Here is a 21,110-nt window from a genome sequence, read left to right on the forward strand (position 1 = left end):
CGCACTCCTGATCGGAATGATCAGCATTACTGCATATGATGCGCAGGTGCATAACTACGACATCAGAGTGGCGGGACCGGACGACCTCGACAGCGCCCGAACGGTGATGCTCGACACCGTCTACCGCGACTTCGGCACCGGCTACGTGCCGCGCTGGCACGGGGACATCATCGATCCGCTCGGCGCGTACGTCGCTCCCGACCGGCATGTGCTGCTGGTGGCGGTCGACGAGCGGGACGGCGCGGTCGTCGCCACCGGGGCGCTGGACTCCCGGGGGCCCGCCCATCCGCCCAACCCCCGCTGGCTGGCCGAGCGTTACCCGTCCGGCGAGACCGCCCAGCTGAGGCGTGTGTACGTGCGCGCCGAGCACCGGCGGCGCGGCCTGGCCCGGCGCCTGGTCGCCGCGCTGCTGGACTTCGCGGCGGCCGACGGCGGTTACCGCTCGGTCTATCTGCACACCGACCCCGGGGTGCCCGGCGCCGAGGCCTTCTGGCGGTCGCAGGGCGTGGCCGTGTGCGACGAGCGCGAGGTGACGGGCGAGCGGGTCGTGCACTTCGAGATCCCGGTGCCCGAGACGGCCTGCCCCCTCATGGCGGGATGAAAATCATTCTCATGTAGGCTGCCTCGCGCACCACCGCCACCCCCGCTGTCCTCACAGAGAACCAAGGACCATGCGTACTCCCCGTCGCCGTCGCGTCGTCGCCGGCCTGCTCCTCACCCCCGTGCTGACCGGCTGCTTCGCCTCGGGCGGCGACACCGCCGACGACGCCTCCGCCGACGGCTCCCGGCTGCGGGTGGCCCTGGCCTTCCCGCCCGCCGAGAACTTCTCCCCGTACGGCGCCGACGCCACCCTCCTCAGCCGGCTCGGGGTCACCGAGGGCCTCACCAAGCTCGACGCCAACGGCGCCCCCGCCCCCGCGCTCGCCGAGTCCTGGACCCGTGAGAACGACCGGAACTGGCTTTTCACCCTGCGGGAGGCCACCTTCCAGGACGGCACCGAGGTCACCCCGGCCGGCGTCGCCGCCGCCCTCGTCCACGCCACCGAGGCCGAGCCGGTCACCGCCGCGCTCTCCGGCGTCACCCTCACCGCCGAGGCCGACGGCGACCGGCAGGTGCGTGTCACCACCGCGGACCCGGACCCCGCCCTGCCGCTCAGGCTCACCAGCCCCGGCCTCGCGATCCTGTCCGCCGAGGCCTACGGCGCGAAGCGCGTGAACCCGGTCGGCACGGCCACCGGCCCCTTCGAGCTGACCAAGGTCACCGGCACCACCGCCGCCACCCTGGACCGCTACGACGCCTACTGGGGCGGCCGTGCCCAGGCGATCGGCATCGACGCCCGCTTCATAGCCGACGGCTCCGCCCGCACCAACGCCCTGCGCACCGGGCAGGTCGACGTGGCCGAGTCCGTCCCCGTGTCCCAGGCATCCACCCTGGACAAGGGCACCCGGCGCGAGACGGCCACCACCCGCACCACCAGCCTCCTCCTCAACACCGAGTCCGGCGCTTTCAAGGACCCGAAGCTCCGGGCCGCCGCCCGCGAGGCCGTCGACGGCTCCGTCCTCGCCAAGGACGTCTACGAGGGCTACGCCGACGCCGGCGTCGGCATCTTCGGACCCGCCGTGACCTGGGCCGCCGGCAAGCGCGTCGCACCGGCCGGCCGCGCGAAGGCCGCCTCCCCGGACGGCACGTCCGTGACCATCGCCACCTACGACAACCGGCCCGAACTGCCCGAGGTCGCCCAGGTGCTGCAACAGCAGCTCCAGAAGGCCGGGTTCAAGGTGAAGCTGGAGGTCCGCGAGTACTCCCGGCTGGAGAGCGACGCCCTCGCGGGCAAGTTCGACGCCCTCGTCGGCGCCCGCAACTCCCTGCTCGACACCGGCGATCCCGTCTCCATCCTCGCCAGCGACTTCACCTGCGACGGCAGCTACAACCTCGCCCTGCTCTGCGACAAGAAGGTCGACCGGGCCGTCGCCGCCGCAGGGAAGGAGTCCGACACCGCGAAGCGGCAGCAGGCGGCGATGAACGCCGAGGCCGCGATCCTCGCGACGGACGCCACCGTCCCGCTCGTCCACCAGAAGATCATCACCGGCGTCGGCACCTCGGTCCGGGGCGTGGTCCTCGACCCGTACGAGCGCACCCTGGTCGGAACGGGGACCCGGCGCTGAGACGGGCACTCTGGCGGGCCCTGCTCGCCGTCACGCTGCTGTGCGGCATCGGTCTGCTGCCGTGGCTGTCGCGCACGGACCCGGCGCTCACGGTCCTCAAGGCGCGCTCGGCCGAACGCGACCCGACGCCGGAGGTCCTGGCGGCCGTACGCGACGAGATCGGCCTCGACGCGGGCCCGTTGAAGCTGCTGGGGGAGTGGTTCGGCGGGCTGGCGCGCGGTGACGCGGGCCGCTCGTGGATCTCCGGCGCGGAGGTCACCCCCGCCGTCGTCCAGGCCCTCGGCGCCTCCCTGCTGCTGATGGCCGCCGCGCTCCTCGTCGCGGCGGCCACGGCCGCGGCGGTCTGCGCCCGCACCCTCCGGCTCGGCGCGCACCGCCGCCTCGACGACCGACGCGGCGGCGGCAGCGCGGCCGCGATGCTCGCCGCGCTGCCCGAGTTCCTCACCGGCTCCGTGCTCGCCGTCGCCGTCGGGGTGCACCTCGGCTGGCTGCCCGCGCTCGGCTGGTACGGGCCGCGGTGGACGGTGCTGCCCGCCCTCGCCCTCGGCCTGCCCGCCGGCGCGCTGCTCGGCCGGATGCTCGACGACCTGCTCCCCGGCGCCTTCGCCGAACCCTGGGCGCTGGCCGCCGCCGCCCGCGGCATACCCGGGCGGGCCACCGCCCGCCAGGCCGTACGCCGCTGCATACCCGGACTCCTGCCCAACATCGGCCTGTTCGTGGTCGGGCTCACCGGCGGTGCCGTCACCGTCGAGCAGATCTTCGACATACCCGGCCTCGGCCGCACCACCCTCCAGGCCGCCATCGCCCAGGACCTCCCCGTCCTCCAGGCCGGCACCCTCGCCCTCGTCCTGCTGGCCGCCCTCGCCGGAGCCCTCGCCCGCCTCGCCGCCCGCCTCCTCATCGGCCCGGCCCTCCGCGACGGCGCGCTGCACTCCCTGCACCGCCCGAGCCCGCCGGCGCCACGCCGCTCCCCCCTCGTCCACGGCACCGTCCTGCTCACGGTCGTCGGGCTCGGCCTGACCCGCGACCCGCTCGCCCTCGACACCGGCGCCCGGCTCCGACCGCCGTCCTGGGCACACCCGTTGGGTACCGACGCACTCGGCCGGGACCTGCTCGCCCGTATCGGCCACGGGGCGTTCACCACCCTCGCTCTGGCGGTCACGATCAGCGCGGCCGCACTGCTGACGGGCCTTCTGCTCGGGCTGCTGCCCCGGCTCTCCGGGCCCCTCGTCGACACCGTCAACGCGATACCGGCGGTCCTCGCGGGGCTGCTCGTCGCCGGTGTCGCCGGCAGCGGAGCGACGACGCCCGCGCTGGCCGTCGCCGCCGTCGCCTGGGTACCGCTGGCCGCGCACACCACGGCCCTGCTCGAACAGGAACGGGCCACGACGCACATCACGGCCACGAAGGGGCTCGGCGCGGGGGCCGGCTATCTGCTCCGCCGCGAACTGCTGCCCGCCGTCCTGCCGCCCGTCGCCCGCCACGCCCTCCTCCGGCTGCCCGGCGTGGCCCTCGCCCTGACCTCTCTCGGCTTCCTCGGCCTCGGCGCACAGCCGCCCGACCCGGAATGGGGCCTCCTCCTCGCCGAGAACCAGCCCTACGCCGAACGCGCCCCCTGGGCCGTGCTCGCCCCCGCCACCGCCCTCGCCCTCCTCGGCGCGCTCGCGGTCACGGCGGCGGGCGGGGTGCGCCTGCCGCGCCGTCCGCTCGCCCGGGCGGCGCGGCAACCGCGTCCGGCCGCCGCCACGACCGCCACGACCGCCGGCGAGACCGGATGACCGGGCCCGAGGAGCAGCGAACGGTGACCGAAGTCCCCACCTCCCGGACGACCGGCGAGACGTCCTTGGACACGGCCAAGCCCTCCCGGCGCGGCACCTGGGCGAAGCTCGACCCCCTGCTGAGGCTGCTGATCCTCACCCAGCTCGCCTTCAACGTCGGTTTCTACGCCGTGCTGCCGTTCCTCGCCGAGCACCTCGGCACGGCGATCGGCATGGCCGGCTGGATGGTCGGCTTCGTGCTCGGGCTGCGGACCTTCAGTCAGCAGGGGCTGTTCGTGGTGGGCGGTGCGCTGACCGACCGGTACGGGGTACGGCCCGTGGTGCTGGCCGGATGTCTGCTGCGGATCGCCGGGTTCGCGTGGCTCGGCTACGCGGACGAGACCTGGTCGGTCGTCGGCGCGGTCCTGCTCATCGGGTTCGCCGCCGCGTTGTTCTCCCCGGCCGTGGAGTCCGAGGTCGCCCGGCAGGCGGTGGTCTGGGAGAAGTCGGGCGGCGGTCCCCGGACGAGCGTGCTCGCGCTGTTCACGGTGGCGGGGCAGGCGGGGGCGTTCGTCGGGCCGCTCATCGGCGCGTTGCTGCTGGCGGTGGACTACCGGGTGGTGTGCCTCGCGGGCGCCGGGGTCTTCGTGCTCGTCCTCGCCGGGCACGTCCGGCTGCTGCCGCAGCACATTCCGGGGCGGGAACGGGTCGCGGTGAAGGGCGGGCTCGGGGGGCTGCTGCGCAACCGGCGGTTCCTGGCGTTGTGCTGCGCGTACGGGGCGTATCTGCTGGCCTACAACCAGCTGTACCTGCTGCTGCCCGAGGAGGTGGAGCGGGCCACCGGGTCGCAGGCGGCGTTGGCCTGGCTGTTCGGGCTGTCCTCGTTGCTCGTCGTGACCGCGCAGCTGCCGGTCACGCGGTGGGTGGCGGAGCGGCTGGATCTGCGGCGGTCGATGACGGTGGGGTTGTTGCTGATCGCCGTCGGGTTCGGGGTGGTGGGCGGGGCGCTGCCCGCGGGGTGGACGGGGGGTGCGGGGTTGCTGCCGGCCGCCGGGTTCGTGGTGTTGCTGACGGTGGGGCAGATGCTGGTGGCGCCTGCCGCGCGGGCGTGGGTGCCGGATCTTGCGGCGGAGGGGCGGTTGGGGCTCTACACGGGGGCGATGTCGTCCGTGTCGGGGTTGATCGTGTTGGTGGGGAGTGCGGGGGTCGGGGCGTTGATGGACGCGGGGGTGTCGGGGGTGGTGCCGTGGGTGGTGCTGGCGGTGGTCCCGGTGGCCTCGGTGCTGCTGCTGCCGCGCGGGGTTCGTTGTCGGGTGCGGGTCCGGTGGGGCTTCTCGCGCAGTTCCCCGCGCCCCTGAGAAGCAGGGGCTGCGCCCACTGCTTCTCAGGCCCACGGGCCCCCGGTCTCAGGCCCGCAGACCCTCGGGCTTGCAGGATCGTCGGCCCGCGGTCTTGCAGGCCCGCGGGGCATGGTCCTCAAGGCCCGCGGGGCCTGGGTTTTCAGGGGCGCGGGGAACTGCGCGATCAGCCCCCACCGGACCCGCACCCGACAACGAACCGCCAGGGCCGAGGGGGACCTAGGCCAGTTGTCGGCGGACCAGTTCGTGCAGGTGGCCCATGGGGTTGGCCAGGAGTTCCGCCGGGGCGCCCACCTCCGCCACCTTTCCCTCCTCCATCACGACGACCCGGTCCGCGTCCATGACCGTGGACAGCCGATGCGCGATCACGACCCGCGTCGCGTTCAACGCCCGCGTGCTCTCGATGACCGTTCGCTGCGTCTCGTTGTCGAGCGCGCTCGTCGCCTCGTCGAAGAAGAGGATGCGCGGTCGGCGGATCAACGCCTGGGCGATCATCAGGCGTTGGCGCTGGCCCCCGGAGATCGCGCCGTTGCCCTGGACGATGGTGTGCAGCCCCATCGGCATCAGCTGGATGTCCTCCGCCAGCCCCGCCATCGCGGCAGCCGCCATCGCCTCCTCCGGAGTGAACGGCTCGGTGCCGCAGATGACGTCCAGGATGGAGCCCGTGAACGGCTGCGCGTGCTGGAGGACGACACCGCACTGCCGTCGTACGGCGGAGGGGTCGAGGGCGCCCAGGTCCTGGCCGTCGTACAGGACGCTCCCCGACACCGGCTTGTCGAAGCCGATGAGCAGGCGCAGCAGGGTCGACTTCCCGCAGCCGCTCGGACCGACGATCGCCACGAACTCCCCGGGAGCGACGGCGAGGGACACGTCGTCCAGCACCAGGGGGCCGTCGTCGGCGTAGCGGAAGGAGAGCCGCCGGGCCTCCAGCGCGCCCGACAGCACCCCTGGCCGGGTGCTCGCCGTACGGACCTCCGGGGCCGCCTCCAGCACGGGCTTCAGCTCCTCGAACAGCGGCAACACGGCCACCGCCGACACGAACGCCCCCGTCAGCTGGGTGACCGACGTCAGCAGCATCGTCACCGAGGTGTTGAAGGTGAGGAACTCCGCCGCCGACATCGAACCCCGGGCCGGGCCCGCCAGCAGCATGAACATCAGCAGGGTGCACAGCGGCAGATACACCGCGCCCAGCACGGTGTTGAGGTTCTTGATCCCGCCGACCTTCTGCTGCAGCTCCCGGCTGCGCGCGAACTCGCCCGCCCAGGCCGCGTACGCGTAGTTCTCGGCGGCGGCCACCCGCAGCTTCGGCAGGCCCCGCAGGGTCTGGTACGCCTGGTTGTTCAGCTTGTTGCCCAGCACCACCAGATGGCGCTGCCAGCGGACCTGCCACAGGCCGAGGCCCAGGAACACGGCGGCCACGATCACCAGCATGCCGATCGCCGCCAGGGCCATCGGCACGCTGAACCAGAGCAGCAGACCGAGGTTCACGGCACCGATCGTCACCGACTGCGCGACCACCGGGCCGACCCCGGCCAGGGTGCGGCGGATCGCGCTGATGCCCATGGCCGCGCCGGCCAGCTCACCGGTCGAACGCGAGGCGAAGAACGTCGTGGGGAGCCGCAACAGGCGGTCCCAGACGGCGGGTTGGAGCGTCGCCTCGATCCGGCCCTCCATCCGGAGGATCGTCAGGTTCTGGAGCAGCAGGAACGCGGCCGACACCACACTCGCGAGCATGATCGCCAGACAGACCCGCACGATCAGGTCCTCCTGCGCCTTCGGCACGTACTCGCCCAGGATCGTGCCGGTCGCGACCGGCACGAGCGAGCCGAGCACGACCGTCACCAGGCCGCTCAGCAGCAGGCCCGTCAGATCGCCACCGGTGCCGTGGAGGCTGAACCGCATCAGCCGCAGCGGGGTCAGCGCCCGTTCGGGCAGAGGCCGGTAGAACATCACGGCACGCGGCTCGAACTCCGCCGCGTTCGCCTTCTCGACCGGCGTCTCCCGGCCGGACGACGGCTGCACGGCCACATAGCCCCCGCGCCGCCACAGCAGCGCCACCGGCGCGCCGGACAGGGCGCGATGCCCGACCAGCGGGCCCACGTTCTCCCGCCACCAGTTCCCGGCGAGACGGACGGCACGGACCCGGACCCGGGAAGCGAGCGCGATACGTTCCACCGGGTCGAGCCGGTCGCTCTCGGTGCCGCTCTGCGCCGGCTCCGAGAGCGTGATGCCGGCCGTCCGCGCGACGAGCACACAGGCCGCGTACGTGGCGTCGGCGTCGGCGGCCGTGGCGGGCCGCTTCGCGGAGGACCTGCCGATGGAGGCGAGCAGCGTGCGGTCGGCCTGGGCGCGCACCGCCTCACCGGCCTTGATCCCGGCGGCCGTACGGTCCTCGTGGGTGCGCTCCAGCTGCTCGATCCAGCGGTCCAGCGTGGCCAGCAGCCGGAACTGCTGGTCGACCATGCTCTGCCAGACCCCCGGGTCCATCAGCAGGTCGGCCGCCGCCTGCGCGCCGTACAACGATCCGTACTGGACGCTGCCGGGCGGCACCCGCATCCAGAACACGTCGTCGTCGGTGGGCGCCGCGGCCTGCTCGGTGGCCATCGGCGCCTGGAAGAGGATGGACAGGCCCCGGCCGACGCCCAGGGCGAGGGCGTGTTCGAGGGGGCTCGTCCGGGGAGGCACGAGCTGCGGATTGCCCCACGCGTCGTACGACCAGGTCTCGGTGCCCCCTTGGGGGTACAGCTCACGCAGGCCGATGCGCCGTACCACGCAGTCGCGCGACGGCCGGGCCACCAGGGTGTGCTGGGGCCCGGCGACCGGACCGAGCAGCAGCGCGCCCGCTTCGAGACGGCCCAGGTGGTGCCAGTGGCCCTGCCGGCCGGCGTCGACCGCGAACAGGTCCAGCGCGCCGGACGCCACCAGCCACAGGGTCTGCGGGCCTTCGAGGTCGAGCCGGGTGTGGCCGGCGCAGTCGAGGGGCGTGCCCAGCGCGCCGAGCGCGCCGAGGACGAGGTCGCCCTCCTGGGGTACGGCGGTCATCTCATCGCTCCCTGACCAGTTGGGCGTACGCGCCGCCGCGTGCCAGCAGTTCCTCGTGCCGGCCCCGCTCCACGATCGTGCCGTGCCGCAGGACGACGATCTCGTCGCTGTCGCGGACCGTGCTGAGCCGGTGGGCGATCACCACACAGGCGCAGCCGCGCTTGCGCAGACTGTCCATGACGGTCAGCTCGGTCTCCGCGTCCAGCGCGCTGGTCACCTCGTCGAGGATGAGGATGCTGGGTCTGCGGACCAACGCCCGCGCGATCTCCAGCCGTTGGCGCTGACCGCCGGAGAAGTTCCGTCCGTCCTGCTCGACCCTGCTGTGGATGCCGCCCGGACGGCGGGTCACCACGTCGTACAGGGCCGCGTCCCGCAGCGCCTCCACGACGGCCTCGTCCGGGATCGAGGGGTCCCACAGGGCCACGTTGTCGCGGACCGTGCCCTCGAAGAGGAAGACCTCCTGGTCGACGAAGGAGACCGAGGCGGCCAGTGCTCCCCTCGGGATGTCCTCCAGACGCCGGCCGTCGATCCGGATCACCCCCTCCCAGGGGGTGTACAGGCCGGAGAGCAGCCGGGACACCGTCGACTTGCCGCTGCCCGAGCCGCCGACCAGCGCCACCTGCTGACCGGGGCCGACGGTGAGGTCGAAGCCGGTGAGCAGGGGCTTGTCGAGGGGGCTGTAGCCGAAGGAGATGTTCTCCAGCTCCACATGCCCCTGCAGCCTGCGGGTGGACCCGGCGGCGTCCGGGCGGGCGTACAGCGGGTCGGCCCGGAAGTTCTCGACGTCCTTGAGGCGGGCCACGTCCGCCGCGAAGTCCTGGATGCGGCCCGCGACGCCGTTGAGACGGGTGATCGGCGCGGTGAACCGGGTGACCAGGGCCTGGAAGGCCACCAGCAGGCCCACGGAGATATGGCCCTCGACCGCCCGCATGCCGCCGATCCAGAGGATGAGCGCGCTGTTGAGCGTGGCGAGGGTCGGGGCGACGACCCCCAGCCAGGCGCTCGGCACACCGAGCCGCTGCTGTTCCTCCAGCGTGGTGGCGTGCTGCCCGGCCCACTTGCGGAAGTAGCCCTCCTCGCCGCCGGTCGCCTTCATCGTCTCGATCAGCTGCAGACCGGTGTACGCCGTGTTGGTCAGCCGGGCGTTGTCGGCGCGCAGCTTCGCCGTACGGGTCGCGCGCAGCCGGATCACCACCCGCATCGCCACCACGTTCAGCAGCGCCACCGCGATGCCGACGAAGGTGAGCTGCGGGTCGTAGGTATAGAGGAGTACGGCGTAGAGGACGACGACGACCGCGTCCACGCCGGCGGCGGCGAGGTCGCGGGCCAGGGTCTCGGCGACCGCGTCGTTGGACTGCAGCCGCTGGACGAGGTCGGCGGGGCTGCGCTGGGAGAAGAAGGTGACGGGCAGTCGCAGCAGGTGACGCAGGAAGCGGGCGCTGGACAGGGTGGAGGAGATCAGACGGCCGCGCAGCAGGTTGGCCTGTTGCAGCCAGGTCAGCAGGACCGTCAGCAGCACGCACGCGCCCATCGACCCGAACAGCACACCCAGCAGGGAGGTCTGGCCGCCGATCAGGAACATGTCGATGTAGGTGCGGCTCAGCGCGGGCACCGCGGCGCCGACCGCCACCAGCAGCAGGCTGGCGAGGACGGCGGCGGGCAGGGTGCCGGCCGTGCCGCGCATCCGGGCGGGCATGGCGCCGAGGACACCGGGTCTGCGGCCGCCCTCGGCGAAGTCGTCGCCGGGCTCCATCACCAGGACGACCCCGGTGAAGGAGGCGTCGAACTCCTCCATGGGCACGAACCGGCGCCCCTTGCCGGGGTCGTTGATGTGCACACCGCGTCGGCCGAGGCGGCGCCCCATGCCGTCGTAGACGACGTAGTGGTTGAACTCCCAGAAGAGGATCGCCGGCGCCCGCACCTCGGCGAGGGCGGCCACGTCCATCTGCATGCCCTTGGCCGTCAGCCCGTGACTGCGGGCCGCCTTCAGGACGTTGCTGGCACGGGAGCCGTCCCGGGAGACACCGCAGGCGATGCGCAGTTCCTCCAGCGGTACGTGCCGTCCGTAATGGCCGAGGACCATGGCGAGGGAGGCGGCGCCGCACTCCACGGCCTCCATCTGCAGGACGGTCGGGGTGCGCACGGCCCGCTGCCCGCCCCTGGGTGTCGGGGGCTTGCGCGGGGCGGCCTTGCGTCTGCCGCGCGTCGGCGGCCGGGCGGTGTCCTCGGTCGCGGTCACGGGAGCAGCCAATCGATCGGACGCTCGTCGGCCAGCCGGATCGAACCCGTGGCCATGGTCATGGAGGCCAGCTCGAACGGCGGCCCGTCCTGCGAGGACCACCTGTAGCCCGACTCCGTCGAGGCCTTCCGGTCCAGCCGTACGGTGACGGCCACCGGCCGGCCCTTCGCGGTGAACTGCTCGCCCAGCCGGCTGTCCCCGAGGAACGCGCCGATCGACTGCGGGGTCTGCGCGGCGCGGTCCACCTTCGTCACATGGCCGCGCAGCACGCCGTACCGGCGGGTGGGCGCCGACTGCACGGTCAGGTCCACGGGGGCGTCCTCGGGGATCGAGGCGGCGTTCTCGGCGGGGACGTACACCGTCGCCCAGAGCGGGTCGTCGGCGTGGGCGACCTTCTCGATCGCCGCGACGTCGTCGCCGGTGCGGATGATCCGGCCGATCGTCGCGGCGAGCGCGGAGACCCGGCCGGCCGCGACGGACCGTACGACGGTCTCGCCGCCGGCGGTGGCGACCTTGACGACGGGGGCCCTGGCGGGCAGCCGCTCGCCCTGTCGCGCGAGCACGGCGGTGACCTGGCCGGCCACCGGGCTCTGCAGGATGTAGCTGCCCTGCCCGTGGGTGAGGACGGCGGGAGCGCCGACCGTGGAGGCGACGGAACCCGTGACGGCCCACACGGACGCGGCGGCCATGGCGACCACCGTCACGGACAGCACCAGCCAGCCCTGCGGGCGGGCGAAACGCACCGGCAGGTCGAGTTCCTCCGGTGACTGGAGCTTGGCGAGGGCCTGTTGGCGGAACTGCACGGGACTTCCCTCACCTGCGCGACTCGGGAGGAGGACGTTCGAGCACCGGAGAGTCCCGGAACCTGTCAGGTGGTTCCGGGACTCAGCGGCACAGGGGCTCGATCAGAGACCGGCGACCAGGCTCGTGACCGGGGCGGTGTTCAGACCGGTGACACCCTCGACGGTGCCGACGGCCGTGTTCACCAGGCCGGAGACCGGAGCGACGCCGTCCACCAGGCCGGTGACGGTGCCGACGGCGTTGACGGACAGGCCACCGGAAACGGCGTCGAGGGCGGCGTCCGAGATCTCGGCGGTCTCGACCTGGGGGGTGGAGTTCATGGGGGAACTTCCCTTCGTATAGCTCTTCATAGGGGGGAGCGGCCCCCTTCTGGGGACAGAACGACGGCCGCGCACGGGGATGCCCGCTCTCGTCTCCGAGAGTCCGGCGGCCCCCGCGGTGCGATGGACTAAAGCAGATCGCCGCCGCGCATCTCCAATCAACATGGCCCCCCACCAGCGCACTTGGTGACCATGGCGGTTTATCCGTGCAGGGCCGCGCACGTGTTGGGGCCAGCTTCTTCACACCGATCCCGGCATCGTCATAGGTCGTTCATGGCCCGCCGGAAAGCGAAAGGGACAGTCCCGCCCCAAAGGCACGGCACCCGCGCCGGCCCTGTGCAGAACCGTCGTCGACCGTGACCCCGCCGAGTATTCGGTGTGGAGATTCGCCGAAGCCGGTTTCCGGTCCGACATCGACGACGGAGGGCCACCGGCCGGTCGCCGAATGTGCGGGGCCGGGCAGTCGGCCGCCCCGCCCGCGACGGATCGCGAAAGTGCGTCCGAGGAGGGCCGGAGGGGTCCGGAGGAGGGCTGCAGCCGTCGCCGCGGAGGGGCTCCGCGGCCTCGACGGGCCCGTGCGTGCGGGAAGTCGTGACATGGCGGGCGAACTGGGGGCGTAGCGCGCTTTGCGAAATGGAAGACCGGAATCTTTTTGCGGAGCGTTGAACACCCCACCGGAACCATCCGTACCAACTGGCAACCAGGCGCCCCCAGTTCACCCGCACGACGGCGGTACGGACCCCGTCCCCAGGAGGTCAAGAGTTGAGTCACAAACGAGCCACCAAGCGTAAGGCGTTCATAGCCGCAGGCGGCGTGGCGGCGCTCGGCGCGGCAGCCCTCATCCTGCCCAACGCGATGGCGTCCCAGACGGAGTCGAAGGACGCCGCCCCGAAGACGCTCGCCGCGAGTGACGCCTCGGACCTCGCCTCCCAGCTCCGGGAGGCACTCGGTGACGCGTTCGCAGGCGCGTACTACGACTCGGCCGAGAAGCAGCTCATCATCAACGTCATCGACGGCCTCCAGATCGACGGCGACGACAACGACGTGATCGTCCAGGCCCAGTCGGCCGGTGCGGAGGTCCGTGAGGTCGAGAACAGCTGGTCCGAGCTGCAGAAGGGCGCGGCGACGCTGAAGGCGAAGGCCAGCGTCCCCGGCACCGCCTGGGCGATCGACCCCCGCACCAACAAGATCCAGGTCACCGCCGACTCCACGGTCACGGGCGAGAACTGGGACACCATCGAGTCGGCCACCAAGTCGCTCGGCACGGGCATGGCGACCATCAAGAAGTCCGCCGGCACCTTCAAGACGTTCCTGGAGGGCGGCGACGCCATCTTCGGCGGCGGCGCGCGCTGCTCGGCCGGCTTCAACGTCGTCAACGCCGAAGGCGCCCCGGCCTTCCTGACCGCCGGTCACTGCGGAGTCGTCGAGGCCGAGTGGTCCGAGGAGGAGGGCGGCGCCCCGATCGCCACGGTGGACGCCGCGACCGCCACCTTCCCCGGCGCCGGTGACTTCGCCCTGGTCAACTACGACGACCCGGCGACCCAGGCGGCCAGCACGGTCGACCTCGGCAACGGCCAGACGGTCGACATCAAGGCGGCCGGCGAGGCCGAGGTCGGCCTCCAGGTCTTCCGCATGGGCAGCACCACCGGTCTCGCCGACGGCCAGGTGACCGGTCTCGAAGCCACGGTGAACTACCCCGAGGGCACGGTCACCGGTCTCATCCAGACCGACGTCTGCGCCGAGCCCGGCGACAGCGGCGGCTCGCTGTTCACCGAGGACGGCCAGGCCATCGGCCTGACCTCCGGCGGCAGCGGCGACTGCACGGTCGGCGGCGAGACCTTCTTCCAGCCGGTCACCACCGCCCTCGCGGCGGTCGGCGCGACCCTCGGCGACGCGGGCGCGGGCGCCGGTGAGGAGGCCGCCGGCGGTGCCGGTGACGCCGCGGGTGCCGGCGAGCAGGCCGACGGCGGTGCCGCCGCCGGTGCCGGTCAGGAAGAGGGCGCGGCCGCCGCGGGCGCAGGCGAGGAAGAGGGCGCGGCCGCGGCCGGTGCGGGCGAGGAGCAGGGCGTCGTGGGCGGTGCCGGTGACGCCGGCGCCGCGGCCGGTGCCGGTGACGACGCCGGAGCGGACCAGCAGCACGACCAGGGTGTCGGCGACCAGGGCGCCGAGCAGCAGGGTGCCGAGCAGCAGGGCGTCCGGCAGTAGGCGGACACCCCCCGCACGTGGACGACGGCCCGGGCTCAGCGGCCACTGACCCCCGGCCCGTCACCCCACGACCCGCCTGCCGGCCCCACCCCAGCGGTGCGGCCGGCAGGTGGAACGGTCCGGCCCTCCGGCGGGAGGGCCGGACCGCTTTCGTCCGTCCGCCGCGCTTTCGTCCGTACGGCGAAGACCCCCGACCCGCGGCACGCGGGCGGTCACCCGGCGGCGCCCGTGGCCCGCAGCAACAGCAGGGCCACGTCGTCCGCTCGCTCCTCCGCCGCCTCCGTCTCCCGTACGAGACGGTCGGCGAGCCATTCCAGGGGCCGCTCCCCGGCCGTCGACAGCCGCTCCCCGAGAGCAGCCAGCGCGTCCTCGATGTCCACCCCGGGCGACTCGATCAGCCCGTCGGTGTACAGGACCAGCACCGACCCCGGTGTCAGCGCCACCTCGGTCGTCGGATACGTCGCCGACGCGTCGATGCCGAGCAGCGGACCACCGGCGAGGTCCAGCACCCGCACCTTCCCGTCCGGCCGGCGCAGCAACGGCGGCGGATGCCCCGCCCGCGCCATGACGGCCGTCCCGTGCGCCGGGTCGAGCCGCAGATACAGACAGCTCGCGAACAGCTCCGAACCCAGGTCGATCAGCAGCCGGTTGGTGCTGCTCATCACCTCCCCCGGTGAGTGCCCGACGGTCGTGTACGCGCGGACCGCCGTACGGATCTGCCCCATCAGGCCCGCCGCCGTCACGTTGTGCCCCTGCACGTCCCCGATCACGGCGGAGGCCCGCCCGTGCGAGAGGACCAGGTCGAAGAAGTCGCCGCCGATGTCCATGCCCCGGGTGGCGGGCAGATAGCGGGAGGCGGCCTCGATTCCCGGGATCGACGGCAGCGAGTGCGGCAGCAGGGCCTGCTGCAGACCGTGCGCGAGCTGGTGCTTGGCGTCGTACAGCAGCGCCCGCTCCAGGGCCTGGGCGATCAGCCCGCTGAGGCTGGTCAGCACCGCGCGCTCGTCGGCGGGGAAGGGATGCGGCTCCGCGTACCCGAGCACCCAGGTACCCACCGGCCGCCCCGAGGCGATCAGCGGGATGTACGCCCAGGCGCTGAGCCCGTCCGGGGTGTCCTGCCGCACCGGGTACAGGTGCTCCAGCTGCTGCCGGGACTCGAAGAAGGCCGGCACCCCGGTGGTCAGGGCGTGCGCCCCGGGCATCGGCGCGGTGAGCGGGGTGCCGTCGAAGCGTTCCACGAGGTGCGGGTCGGCGTAGCCGCGATGGCCGAGCACATGCAGCCGCCCGGCACGCGAGCCGTACATCACGAGGGCCTGCCCGCCGATGGCCGGGACGATCTCGTCGGCGACCAGTTCCACCACGTCCTGCACGCCCACCGCCTCGGTGAGCGCGCTCGCCAGCGCCAGTACGTGGTGGATGGTCACCAGGCGGCCCGGCCCGTCGCCCTCCACCCGCGCGGCGTGCTCGGCCTCGGCGACCGCGCGGGCCCGCGAGATCCGTACGCTCAGCCCGTTCGACCCCGGGTACAGCCGGAACGACAGCCAGTCGCTCGGTGGCCGGAGCGCCACGAACGACGTCACGTGCTGACTCATCAGCGCCGCCCGGTACCGGTCCTCGTACGCCGGATCGTTGAGCCACGGCACCGACACCCACAGCTGGGTGCCCAGCAGACCGCTCACCGGGATGCCGAGCAGTTCGGCCGTGGACGCGTTGGCGAAGGTGATCCGCCCGTGCAGGTCGAGCGCGCACATGCCGTACGGCAGCCGCGCCACCATCCGCGCCGCCTCCACCGTGCCGAGCGTCCCCGCGACCATGGTCGCCGACGGCGCCGACAGGTCCGGCTCCGGCAGCACCGGGCGGCCCTCCTCCTCCGCGCGCCGCAGCCGCTTGGCGAGCCGGTCGCAGGCCGAGGTCAGCTGGTCCCGCTCGCGTTCGCTCAGCTCCGGCGGGTGGGAGCCGGGCCAGGTGAGGAAGACGGCGCCGTAGGTGGTGTCGCGGGTCGCCACCGGCAGCGCGGCCAGGGCGAACGGATAGGGCAGGACCACGGCGATCCGGGGATAGCGGCGGGCCATCTGCTCCTCGCCGCTGACCCACACCAGACGCTGTCCCCGCACCGCCTCGGAGACGGGGACGGGGGCGCTCAGCCCCACCCGCTCCCACGGCGCGGCGAACGACCTCGGCAGTCCCGCCATGACCGCCATCTCCAGGACCGGCTCGTCCGGCGCCAGCAGATACACCGCCCCGGAGTGGGCCCCGACGTCGTCCATCATCGAGGCCAGCGCCAGGGAGAGCAGCGGATGGCCGACACGGCCCGTCTCCACGGTCGTCCGCCCCGCGGACGCATGGACGTCGGACATGCCCACCACCTCCTCGCACGGCCGCGCGACGGTTCCAGGGTCCAGGCTCCTCCTAGGGGGCCGCCCACGCACGGCGAGCGCCCGCCCGGACGAACCGCCGTACCCCCTCCCGCCCGGCCCATGCCCCCTCGCCTGATGCGCGCGCTCGCGCACGGGCGCCGCGAGTGCGCCCCCGCGCCCCCCAATGGCTGGTTCTCCGTGCCCTGGCGTGTGGTCGGGGACGCCGACAATGGGCACGCGCTTGGGGCGGAGGACATCGGTGGGCCGGGAGGCGGAGGGCGAACGTGATCGGGGTACTGCTCGTGCACGACGAATGTCTGGTCAGGTCGGTCCTCGCGGAGTGGCTGCGCCAGGAACCCGACCTGATGGTGCACGACGCGTCCTGGCGCGCGGCGCCGGGCCGTGTCCGGTCCCTGCGGCCGGACGTCTGCGCGGCGGACCTGGACTGCGCCGACGCGGTCGGCATCCCGCCCCTCGGCGACCTGCGCGGCGCGGGCGGCCCCGCCCCCGGGCTGCTGGTCCTGGCCCACGCGGGCAGACCCGGCCTGCTGAAGCGCGCGGCGGAGGCCGGGGCCCTCGGGTACGTGGACAAGAAGGGCTCGCCCCGGCGGCTGGTGTCGGCGATACGCGAGGTCGCCCGGGGGCAACGCTTCGTCGACGACTCCCTCGGCTTCGGATTCCTCAAGGCCGCCGAGATGCCGTTCACGCGCCGCGAGCTGAGCGTGTTATCCCTGGCCGCCGAGGGTGCCTCGGTGGCCGAGATCGCCGGCAGCCTGCACCTTTCCCACGGGACCGTGCGCAACTACATGGCCGCCATCACCCGTAAGACGGGGGCGCGCAACAGGATCGACGCCATCCGGATCTCGCAGGGGGAGGGCTGGCTCTGAACAGCGCCCGCCGCGCGGGTGCGGCGGGGCCGGTACGGGGGACCAGGCGCCGACCAGGTCCCGGTAGAGCGCCGAGCGGGCCAGCAGCTCACCGTGCTCCCCGTGGGCGACGGACCGCCCGTCCATGACCAGCACCCGGTCGGCGCGGCGGGCCGAGCTGACGCGATGGGCGACCACCACGAGGGTCGTGCCCGGCCGCCGGGCGAAGGCCCGTTCCGCGCGCTCCTCCGCCTCCGGGTCCAGGTGACAGGTCGCCTCGTCGAGGATCACGACCGGCGCCGGCGACAGGTACGCCCGACCGAGCGCGATGAGCTGCCGCTCCCCGGCGGACAGCGCGCGCGGGTCGACCTCGGCGGCCGGACCGCCCAGCCGGACCATCACCTGGGTGAGCCCCACGGCCTCCGCGGCGCCCCACAGCTCCTCCTCGGGCACGGGTTTCGGCCGCAGTTCGGCGAGATTTTCGGCGAGGGATCCCCCGAAGACGTACGCCTCCTGCGGAATGAGCACCCGGTGTGCACGCGCTGTGGCGCCGGGTACCGGCTCCCCGCACAAGCGGACGGTGCCGCGCCGGGGGAGCAGCAGACCCGCGGCGAGCCCCGTGAGGGTGGACTTGCCGATGCCGCTGGGGCCGACGACGGCCAGGTGCGTGCCCTGGGCGATATGGAGGCTGAGGTCGTCGATGACGGGGGTGGCGGAGGAGCCGTAGGCGAAGGTGACCGAGGAGAGGGAGAGGGCGGGAGCGCCGGCGGGAGCGGACGGGGCGCACGGGGTGGGGAGGGGCGAGGTGTGCGGCGGGCCGGGAGGGTGGGGCGGGTGGCCCGGCGGAAGCAGGCGGCGCAGTACCACCGCGAGCCGGGAGCCGCTGGTGCCGAGGCCGTGGACCAGGTTCTGGAGGGCGGGCAGGAGCGACTGGGTGACGTAGGCGAGGGCGCCGATCAGGGCGCCCGCGGTGACGCCCCGGGCCAGGAGCCAGGGTGTGGCGGCCAGCAGCAGGACGACGGGCAGGTGGCCGCCGATCGCGAGGGCGGCGACGCGTACGACGCCCCAGCGGGCCAGCGCGCGGGCGGCCCGGTGCTCGGCGTCGACGCGACGGCCGGTGTCGGCGGCGACGATGTCCTCCGCGCCGGCCGCCGTGATGTCGCGCAGCCCGGGGCAGACGTCGCCGAGCCGGTCGGCGAGCGCCTCGTCGGCGACGAGGAAGGTCTCCTGCCGGCGGGCCAGCGGCCTGAGCGTCGCCAGGAAGAGGGCCACGCCGGCGATCAGCGGGGGCGCCACCACGAGCAGCAGCGGCGGCGCCAGTGAGAAGAGTCCGACGAGCGCCCCGGCGGCGGTGAACAGGAACGAGCGCGAGACCATCACCAGCCCGGCGAAGGTGTCCCGGGCGATCTCCACCTGCTGGGTGAGCCCGGACAGGGCACCGCCGTCCGCCTCCCGCACCCCCCGCCCGACCACCCCGCGCACCAGCCGGTCCCGCAACGGCTCCACCAGCCCCGCCACACACCCGTACACCCGCCCGGTGCCGAACGCCCCGACGACCACCGCCCCCGCCCCGACCCCGAGCCACCCCAGCCCGACGCCCGCCCGCCCGGCCAGGAACCCCTCGTCGAGGGCCCGCGCCAGCGCGTACCCCGTCAGAAACGTCTGCACCGCCTCCAGCACGGACCACAGCACCAGCGTGACGACGACCCGCGCCCGGCGCCGGAGAAAGCGGAGGCCGCGACGGGGGAGGCCGGGTGGGGGGAAGGACTGTCCCGGCAGGCCGGCTCCGGTGGCCGGCCGGTCGGTCCTACGACGTTCGTCCCGGTCGCCCATCACGAACCGCCGTACGGAGGCGTGTCGTCCTCGGCGGCCTTCGCCCCGCCCGCGCCGGGCGAGGCGGAGACGCCCTCCTCGCCCCCCTCTCCGAACAGCTCCCGGTACGCCGCCGTCCGCCACAACTCGGCGTGGGGCCCCACCGCCCGGACCCTCCCCCCGTCCAGCCAGGCCACCGCGTCCGCGCGGGCGGCCGTGGCGGCGCGGTGGGCGACGATCAGGCGGCTGCCGCCGGTGGGGCGCAGCAGCGCGGCGGTGATGTGGCGTTCGGTGACGGTGTCGAGGCTGGAGAGCGCGTCGTCGAGCACGAGGAGACGGCTGTCGCGGGCGAACGCCCGGGCGAGACCGAGGCGTTGGACCTCCCCGCCCGACAGGGGGGCGTCGGCGCACGGGGTGGCGTAGCCGTCGGGGAGGCGCCGGAGGAAGGCGTCGGCGTGCGCGGCGCGGGCGGCTTCCCGGACGCGGGCGGGGGAGGGCCGGGGGACACCGAAGGCGATGGTGTCCTCCACGGACTCGCCCAGCAGGGCCGGGCGTTCGAAGGCGTGGGTGACCGCCCGGCGCAGCTCCCGGCGGTCCAGTTCGGGCAGGGGCACCCCGTCGAGCCGTACCTCTCCCTCGTCCGGGTCCGTGAGCCGCCCCGCGACGGCCGCGAGCAGCGACTTGCCCGCCCCGGACCGGCCCACGACGGCCAGGGTGGTCCCGCCCGGTACGACGAGATCGACCCCGTCCAGCACGGCGCGCCCCCCGCGCCGGACGGTCACGGAGCGCAGTTCCAGCCGCCCCTCGGGGGCGCCCTGCCCCGGCGGCGGGAGCAGCCGTTCGCCGTACGCGGTCGGAGCCTCGGCCAGGATCTCGGCGAGCCGGTCCGACCCCGCCCGGCCGCGGACGAGGCCCGAGACAAGGCCGACCAGGACGCCGATGCCCGCGGCCAGCACCGCGTAGCGGGACGCGGCGAGCAACTCGCCCACGGACAGACGGTCCCGGGTCACCAGGACGCCCGCCGTGGCGACGACGGAGAGCTGCAGCAGGGGTGCCACGGCGGCCGCCCGCGCGGCGGCCCGGCCCTGGACCCGCCACATCCGGTGCCCCTCACGGGAGAGTTCGGGCAGGGGGCCGAGGACGCGGGCGACGGTCCGGTCGGCGATGCCCGCGGCGGCGATCGTGCGGTGTCCGGCGACGGCCTCGGCCAGACCGCCCGCGATACGCCCCTGGGCCCGCTGATAACGCGCGACGCAGTCGGAGGAGTCCCGGGCGAGCGCGCGCAGCAGCAGCGCGAGCAGCGGCGCTCCGACCAGGAACACCACCGCGAGGAACGGGTCGATCAGGCCCAGGGCCACCACAGCGCCCAACGGCCCCGCGAGCGCCGCGAGAAGCGCGGCGACGGTGGCGGGCGCCGTTCCCGCCTGGGCCGCGTTCCCGACGAGCCGGGCCACCAGGTCCCCCGGCCCGAACCGGCCGACGGCCCGCGGCCCCACCGCCAGGACGTGTCCGACCGTGCGGTGGCGCAGCCAGGCGGTGGACCGGGCGCTCGTGGTCCCGGCGAGGACGGTCTCGACCGCGTCCAGGGCGGCGACGGCGAGAACCAGCCCGGCGCACCACACCACCCGGCGCGAGGCGCCCGGGTCGCCGGCCAGCAGCAGATCCAGGGCCCGCCCGAGGGCGAGCGGCAGCGACAGGTTCGCCCCCGTCGCGGCCATGGCCACGAGTGCCAGGACCGCACAACGGGGGCCGGAGTGCCGGAGGGTGGAGCGCGGCAGGGAGAGGGACGCGGCGGCCGGGCCGGGGGCGCCGGCTTCGGAGAGGGTCGTCATACCCGTCCTGACGTGGGATGACCGGGTGACCGGGTGACCGGGATGACCGGACGAAGGGGCGGAGGCGGAGGCGTGGACGGAGGTCGCGCGACCGCCGTGTGGCAGTGGCGCGGAGGTGAGTGAGCCCCGGACGGCCCCTCCCCAGGCAGGGGAGAGGAACCGTCCGGAGCCGTCGGCGCGGCTCAGCCGCCGTGCCGGTCCGACGGACGCCCGGGATCACCCGGACGCCCCGGCCGGGTCAGAGGCAGAGCGTGATGCTGGCCGCGCTCACACAGGACAGAACGCTCAGGGAGCTGGGCCCGCCGGTGCCGGTCGTCTCGTCGGCTTCCATCGTCTGCAGGTCGAGGAGTGCCATG

The 21,110-nt window shown here is 74.0% G+C and carries 13 protein-coding genes and 1 pseudogene; 6 read left to right on the plus strand and 8 right to left on the minus strand.

Going from position 1 to position 21,110, the window contains the following annotated elements; translation table 11 throughout:
• The first annotated feature begins 46 nt into the window (after positions 1-46).
• The 4 genes from H4687_RS40885 (at position 47) to H4687_RS40900 (ending at position 5,280) form a co-directional block, all read left to right on the plus strand.
• On the plus strand, positions 47-601 hold the full coding sequence (locus tag H4687_RS40885) for a GNAT family N-acetyltransferase (RefSeq protein WP_046915039.1): 555 nt from the start codon (positions 47-49) through the stop codon (positions 599-601).
• Positions 602-671: 70 nt separating this feature from the next.
• Positions 672-2,165: an ABC transporter substrate-binding protein gene (locus tag H4687_RS40890; RefSeq protein WP_046915040.1), complete on the plus strand. Its 1,494-nt coding sequence runs from the start codon at positions 672-674 to the stop codon at positions 2,163-2,165.
• Positions 2,166-2,464: 299 nt separating this feature from the next.
• A complete protein-coding gene (locus H4687_RS40895) occupies positions 2,465-3,943 on the plus strand; it encodes an ABC transporter permease subunit (RefSeq protein ID WP_046915042.1) in 1,479 nt (492 codons plus the stop codon).
• A complete protein-coding gene (locus H4687_RS40900) occupies positions 3,940-5,280 on the plus strand; it encodes an MDR family MFS transporter (RefSeq protein WP_050398627.1) in 1,341 nt (446 codons plus the stop codon). The genes H4687_RS40895 and H4687_RS40900 overlap by 4 nt, the downstream gene beginning before the upstream one ends.
• Before the next feature lie 219 nt (positions 5,281-5,499).
• On the opposite strand, the gene H4687_RS40905 is transcribed toward H4687_RS40900, so the two are convergent.
• From H4687_RS40905 to H4687_RS40920, 4 genes are all read right to left on the minus strand, one after another.
• Positions 5,500-8,322, minus strand: a complete 2,823-nt coding sequence (locus H4687_RS40905; protein ID WP_046912814.1) for an NHLP bacteriocin export ABC transporter permease/ATPase subunit — start codon at positions 8,320-8,322, stop codon at positions 5,500-5,502.
• A 1-nt stretch (position 8,323) separates the two neighbouring features.
• Complete coding sequence (locus H4687_RS40910) at positions 8,324-10,561, minus strand: NHLP family bacteriocin export ABC transporter peptidase/permease/ATPase subunit (protein WP_046912813.1); 2,238 nt, start codon at positions 10,559-10,561, stop codon at positions 8,324-8,326.
• Positions 10,558-11,364 (minus strand): HlyD family efflux transporter periplasmic adaptor subunit, encoded by an 807-nt coding sequence (locus H4687_RS40915; protein ID WP_046912812.1) that lies wholly within the window; start codon positions 11,362-11,364, stop codon positions 10,558-10,560. Before H4687_RS40915 ends, H4687_RS40910 begins: the two co-directional genes overlap by 4 nt.
• A 102-nt stretch (positions 11,365-11,466) precedes the next feature.
• Positions 11,467-11,682 carry a hypothetical protein gene (locus H4687_RS40920; RefSeq protein WP_005484006.1) on the minus strand — a complete coding sequence of 72 codons (216 nt, stop codon included), beginning with the start codon at positions 11,680-11,682 and terminating at the stop codon, positions 11,467-11,469.
• Positions 11,683-12,444: 762 nt separating this feature from the next.
• Here H4687_RS40920 and H4687_RS40925 point away from each other — a divergent pair.
• Entirely contained in the window at positions 12,445-13,887 is a 1,443-nt protein-coding gene (locus tag H4687_RS40925) for a S1 family peptidase (RefSeq protein WP_225966967.1), read from the plus strand.
• A 212-nt stretch (positions 13,888-14,099) separates the two neighbouring features.
• Here H4687_RS40925 and H4687_RS40930 read toward each other — a convergent pair whose 3' ends face one another.
• The gene (locus tag H4687_RS40930) at positions 14,100-16,244 is read right to left on the minus strand and encodes a SpoIIE family protein phosphatase (protein WP_046912811.1); all 2,145 of its coding nucleotides are present in this window, start codon (positions 16,242-16,244) and stop codon (positions 14,100-14,102) included.
• A gap of 302 nt (positions 16,245-16,546) precedes the next feature.
• Here H4687_RS40930 and H4687_RS40935 point away from each other — a divergent pair.
• Positions 16,547-17,047, plus strand: a pseudogene (locus H4687_RS40935) (LuxR C-terminal-related transcriptional regulator); the annotation flags it as partial.
• Here H4687_RS40935 and H4687_RS48280 read toward each other — a convergent pair.
• From H4687_RS48280 to H4687_RS40950, 3 genes are all read right to left on the minus strand, one after another.
• A complete protein-coding gene (locus H4687_RS48280; protein ID WP_318787727.1) occupies positions 16,970-18,943 on the minus strand; it encodes an ATP-binding cassette domain-containing protein in 1,974 nt (657 codons plus the stop codon). The pseudogene H4687_RS40935 and the gene H4687_RS48280 overlap by 78 nt on opposite strands.
• Positions 18,943-20,754 (minus strand): ATP-binding cassette domain-containing protein, encoded by a 1,812-nt coding sequence (locus H4687_RS40945; protein WP_050398629.1) that lies wholly within the window; start codon positions 20,752-20,754, stop codon positions 18,943-18,945. Before H4687_RS40945 ends, H4687_RS48280 begins: the two co-directional genes overlap by 1 nt.
• A 238-nt stretch (positions 20,755-20,992) precedes the next feature.
• Positions 20,993-21,109 carry a SapB/AmfS family lanthipeptide gene (locus H4687_RS40950; RefSeq protein ID WP_005483995.1) on the minus strand — a complete coding sequence of 39 codons (117 nt, stop codon included), beginning with the start codon at positions 21,107-21,109 and terminating at the stop codon, positions 20,993-20,995.
• Between the last annotated feature and the right edge of the window lies 1 nt (position 21,110).

Origin of the sequence: Streptomyces stelliscabiei, assembly GCF_014873495.1 — a bacterium.
GTDB lineage: Bacteria > Actinomycetota > Actinomycetes > Streptomycetales > Streptomycetaceae > Streptomyces > Streptomyces bottropensis.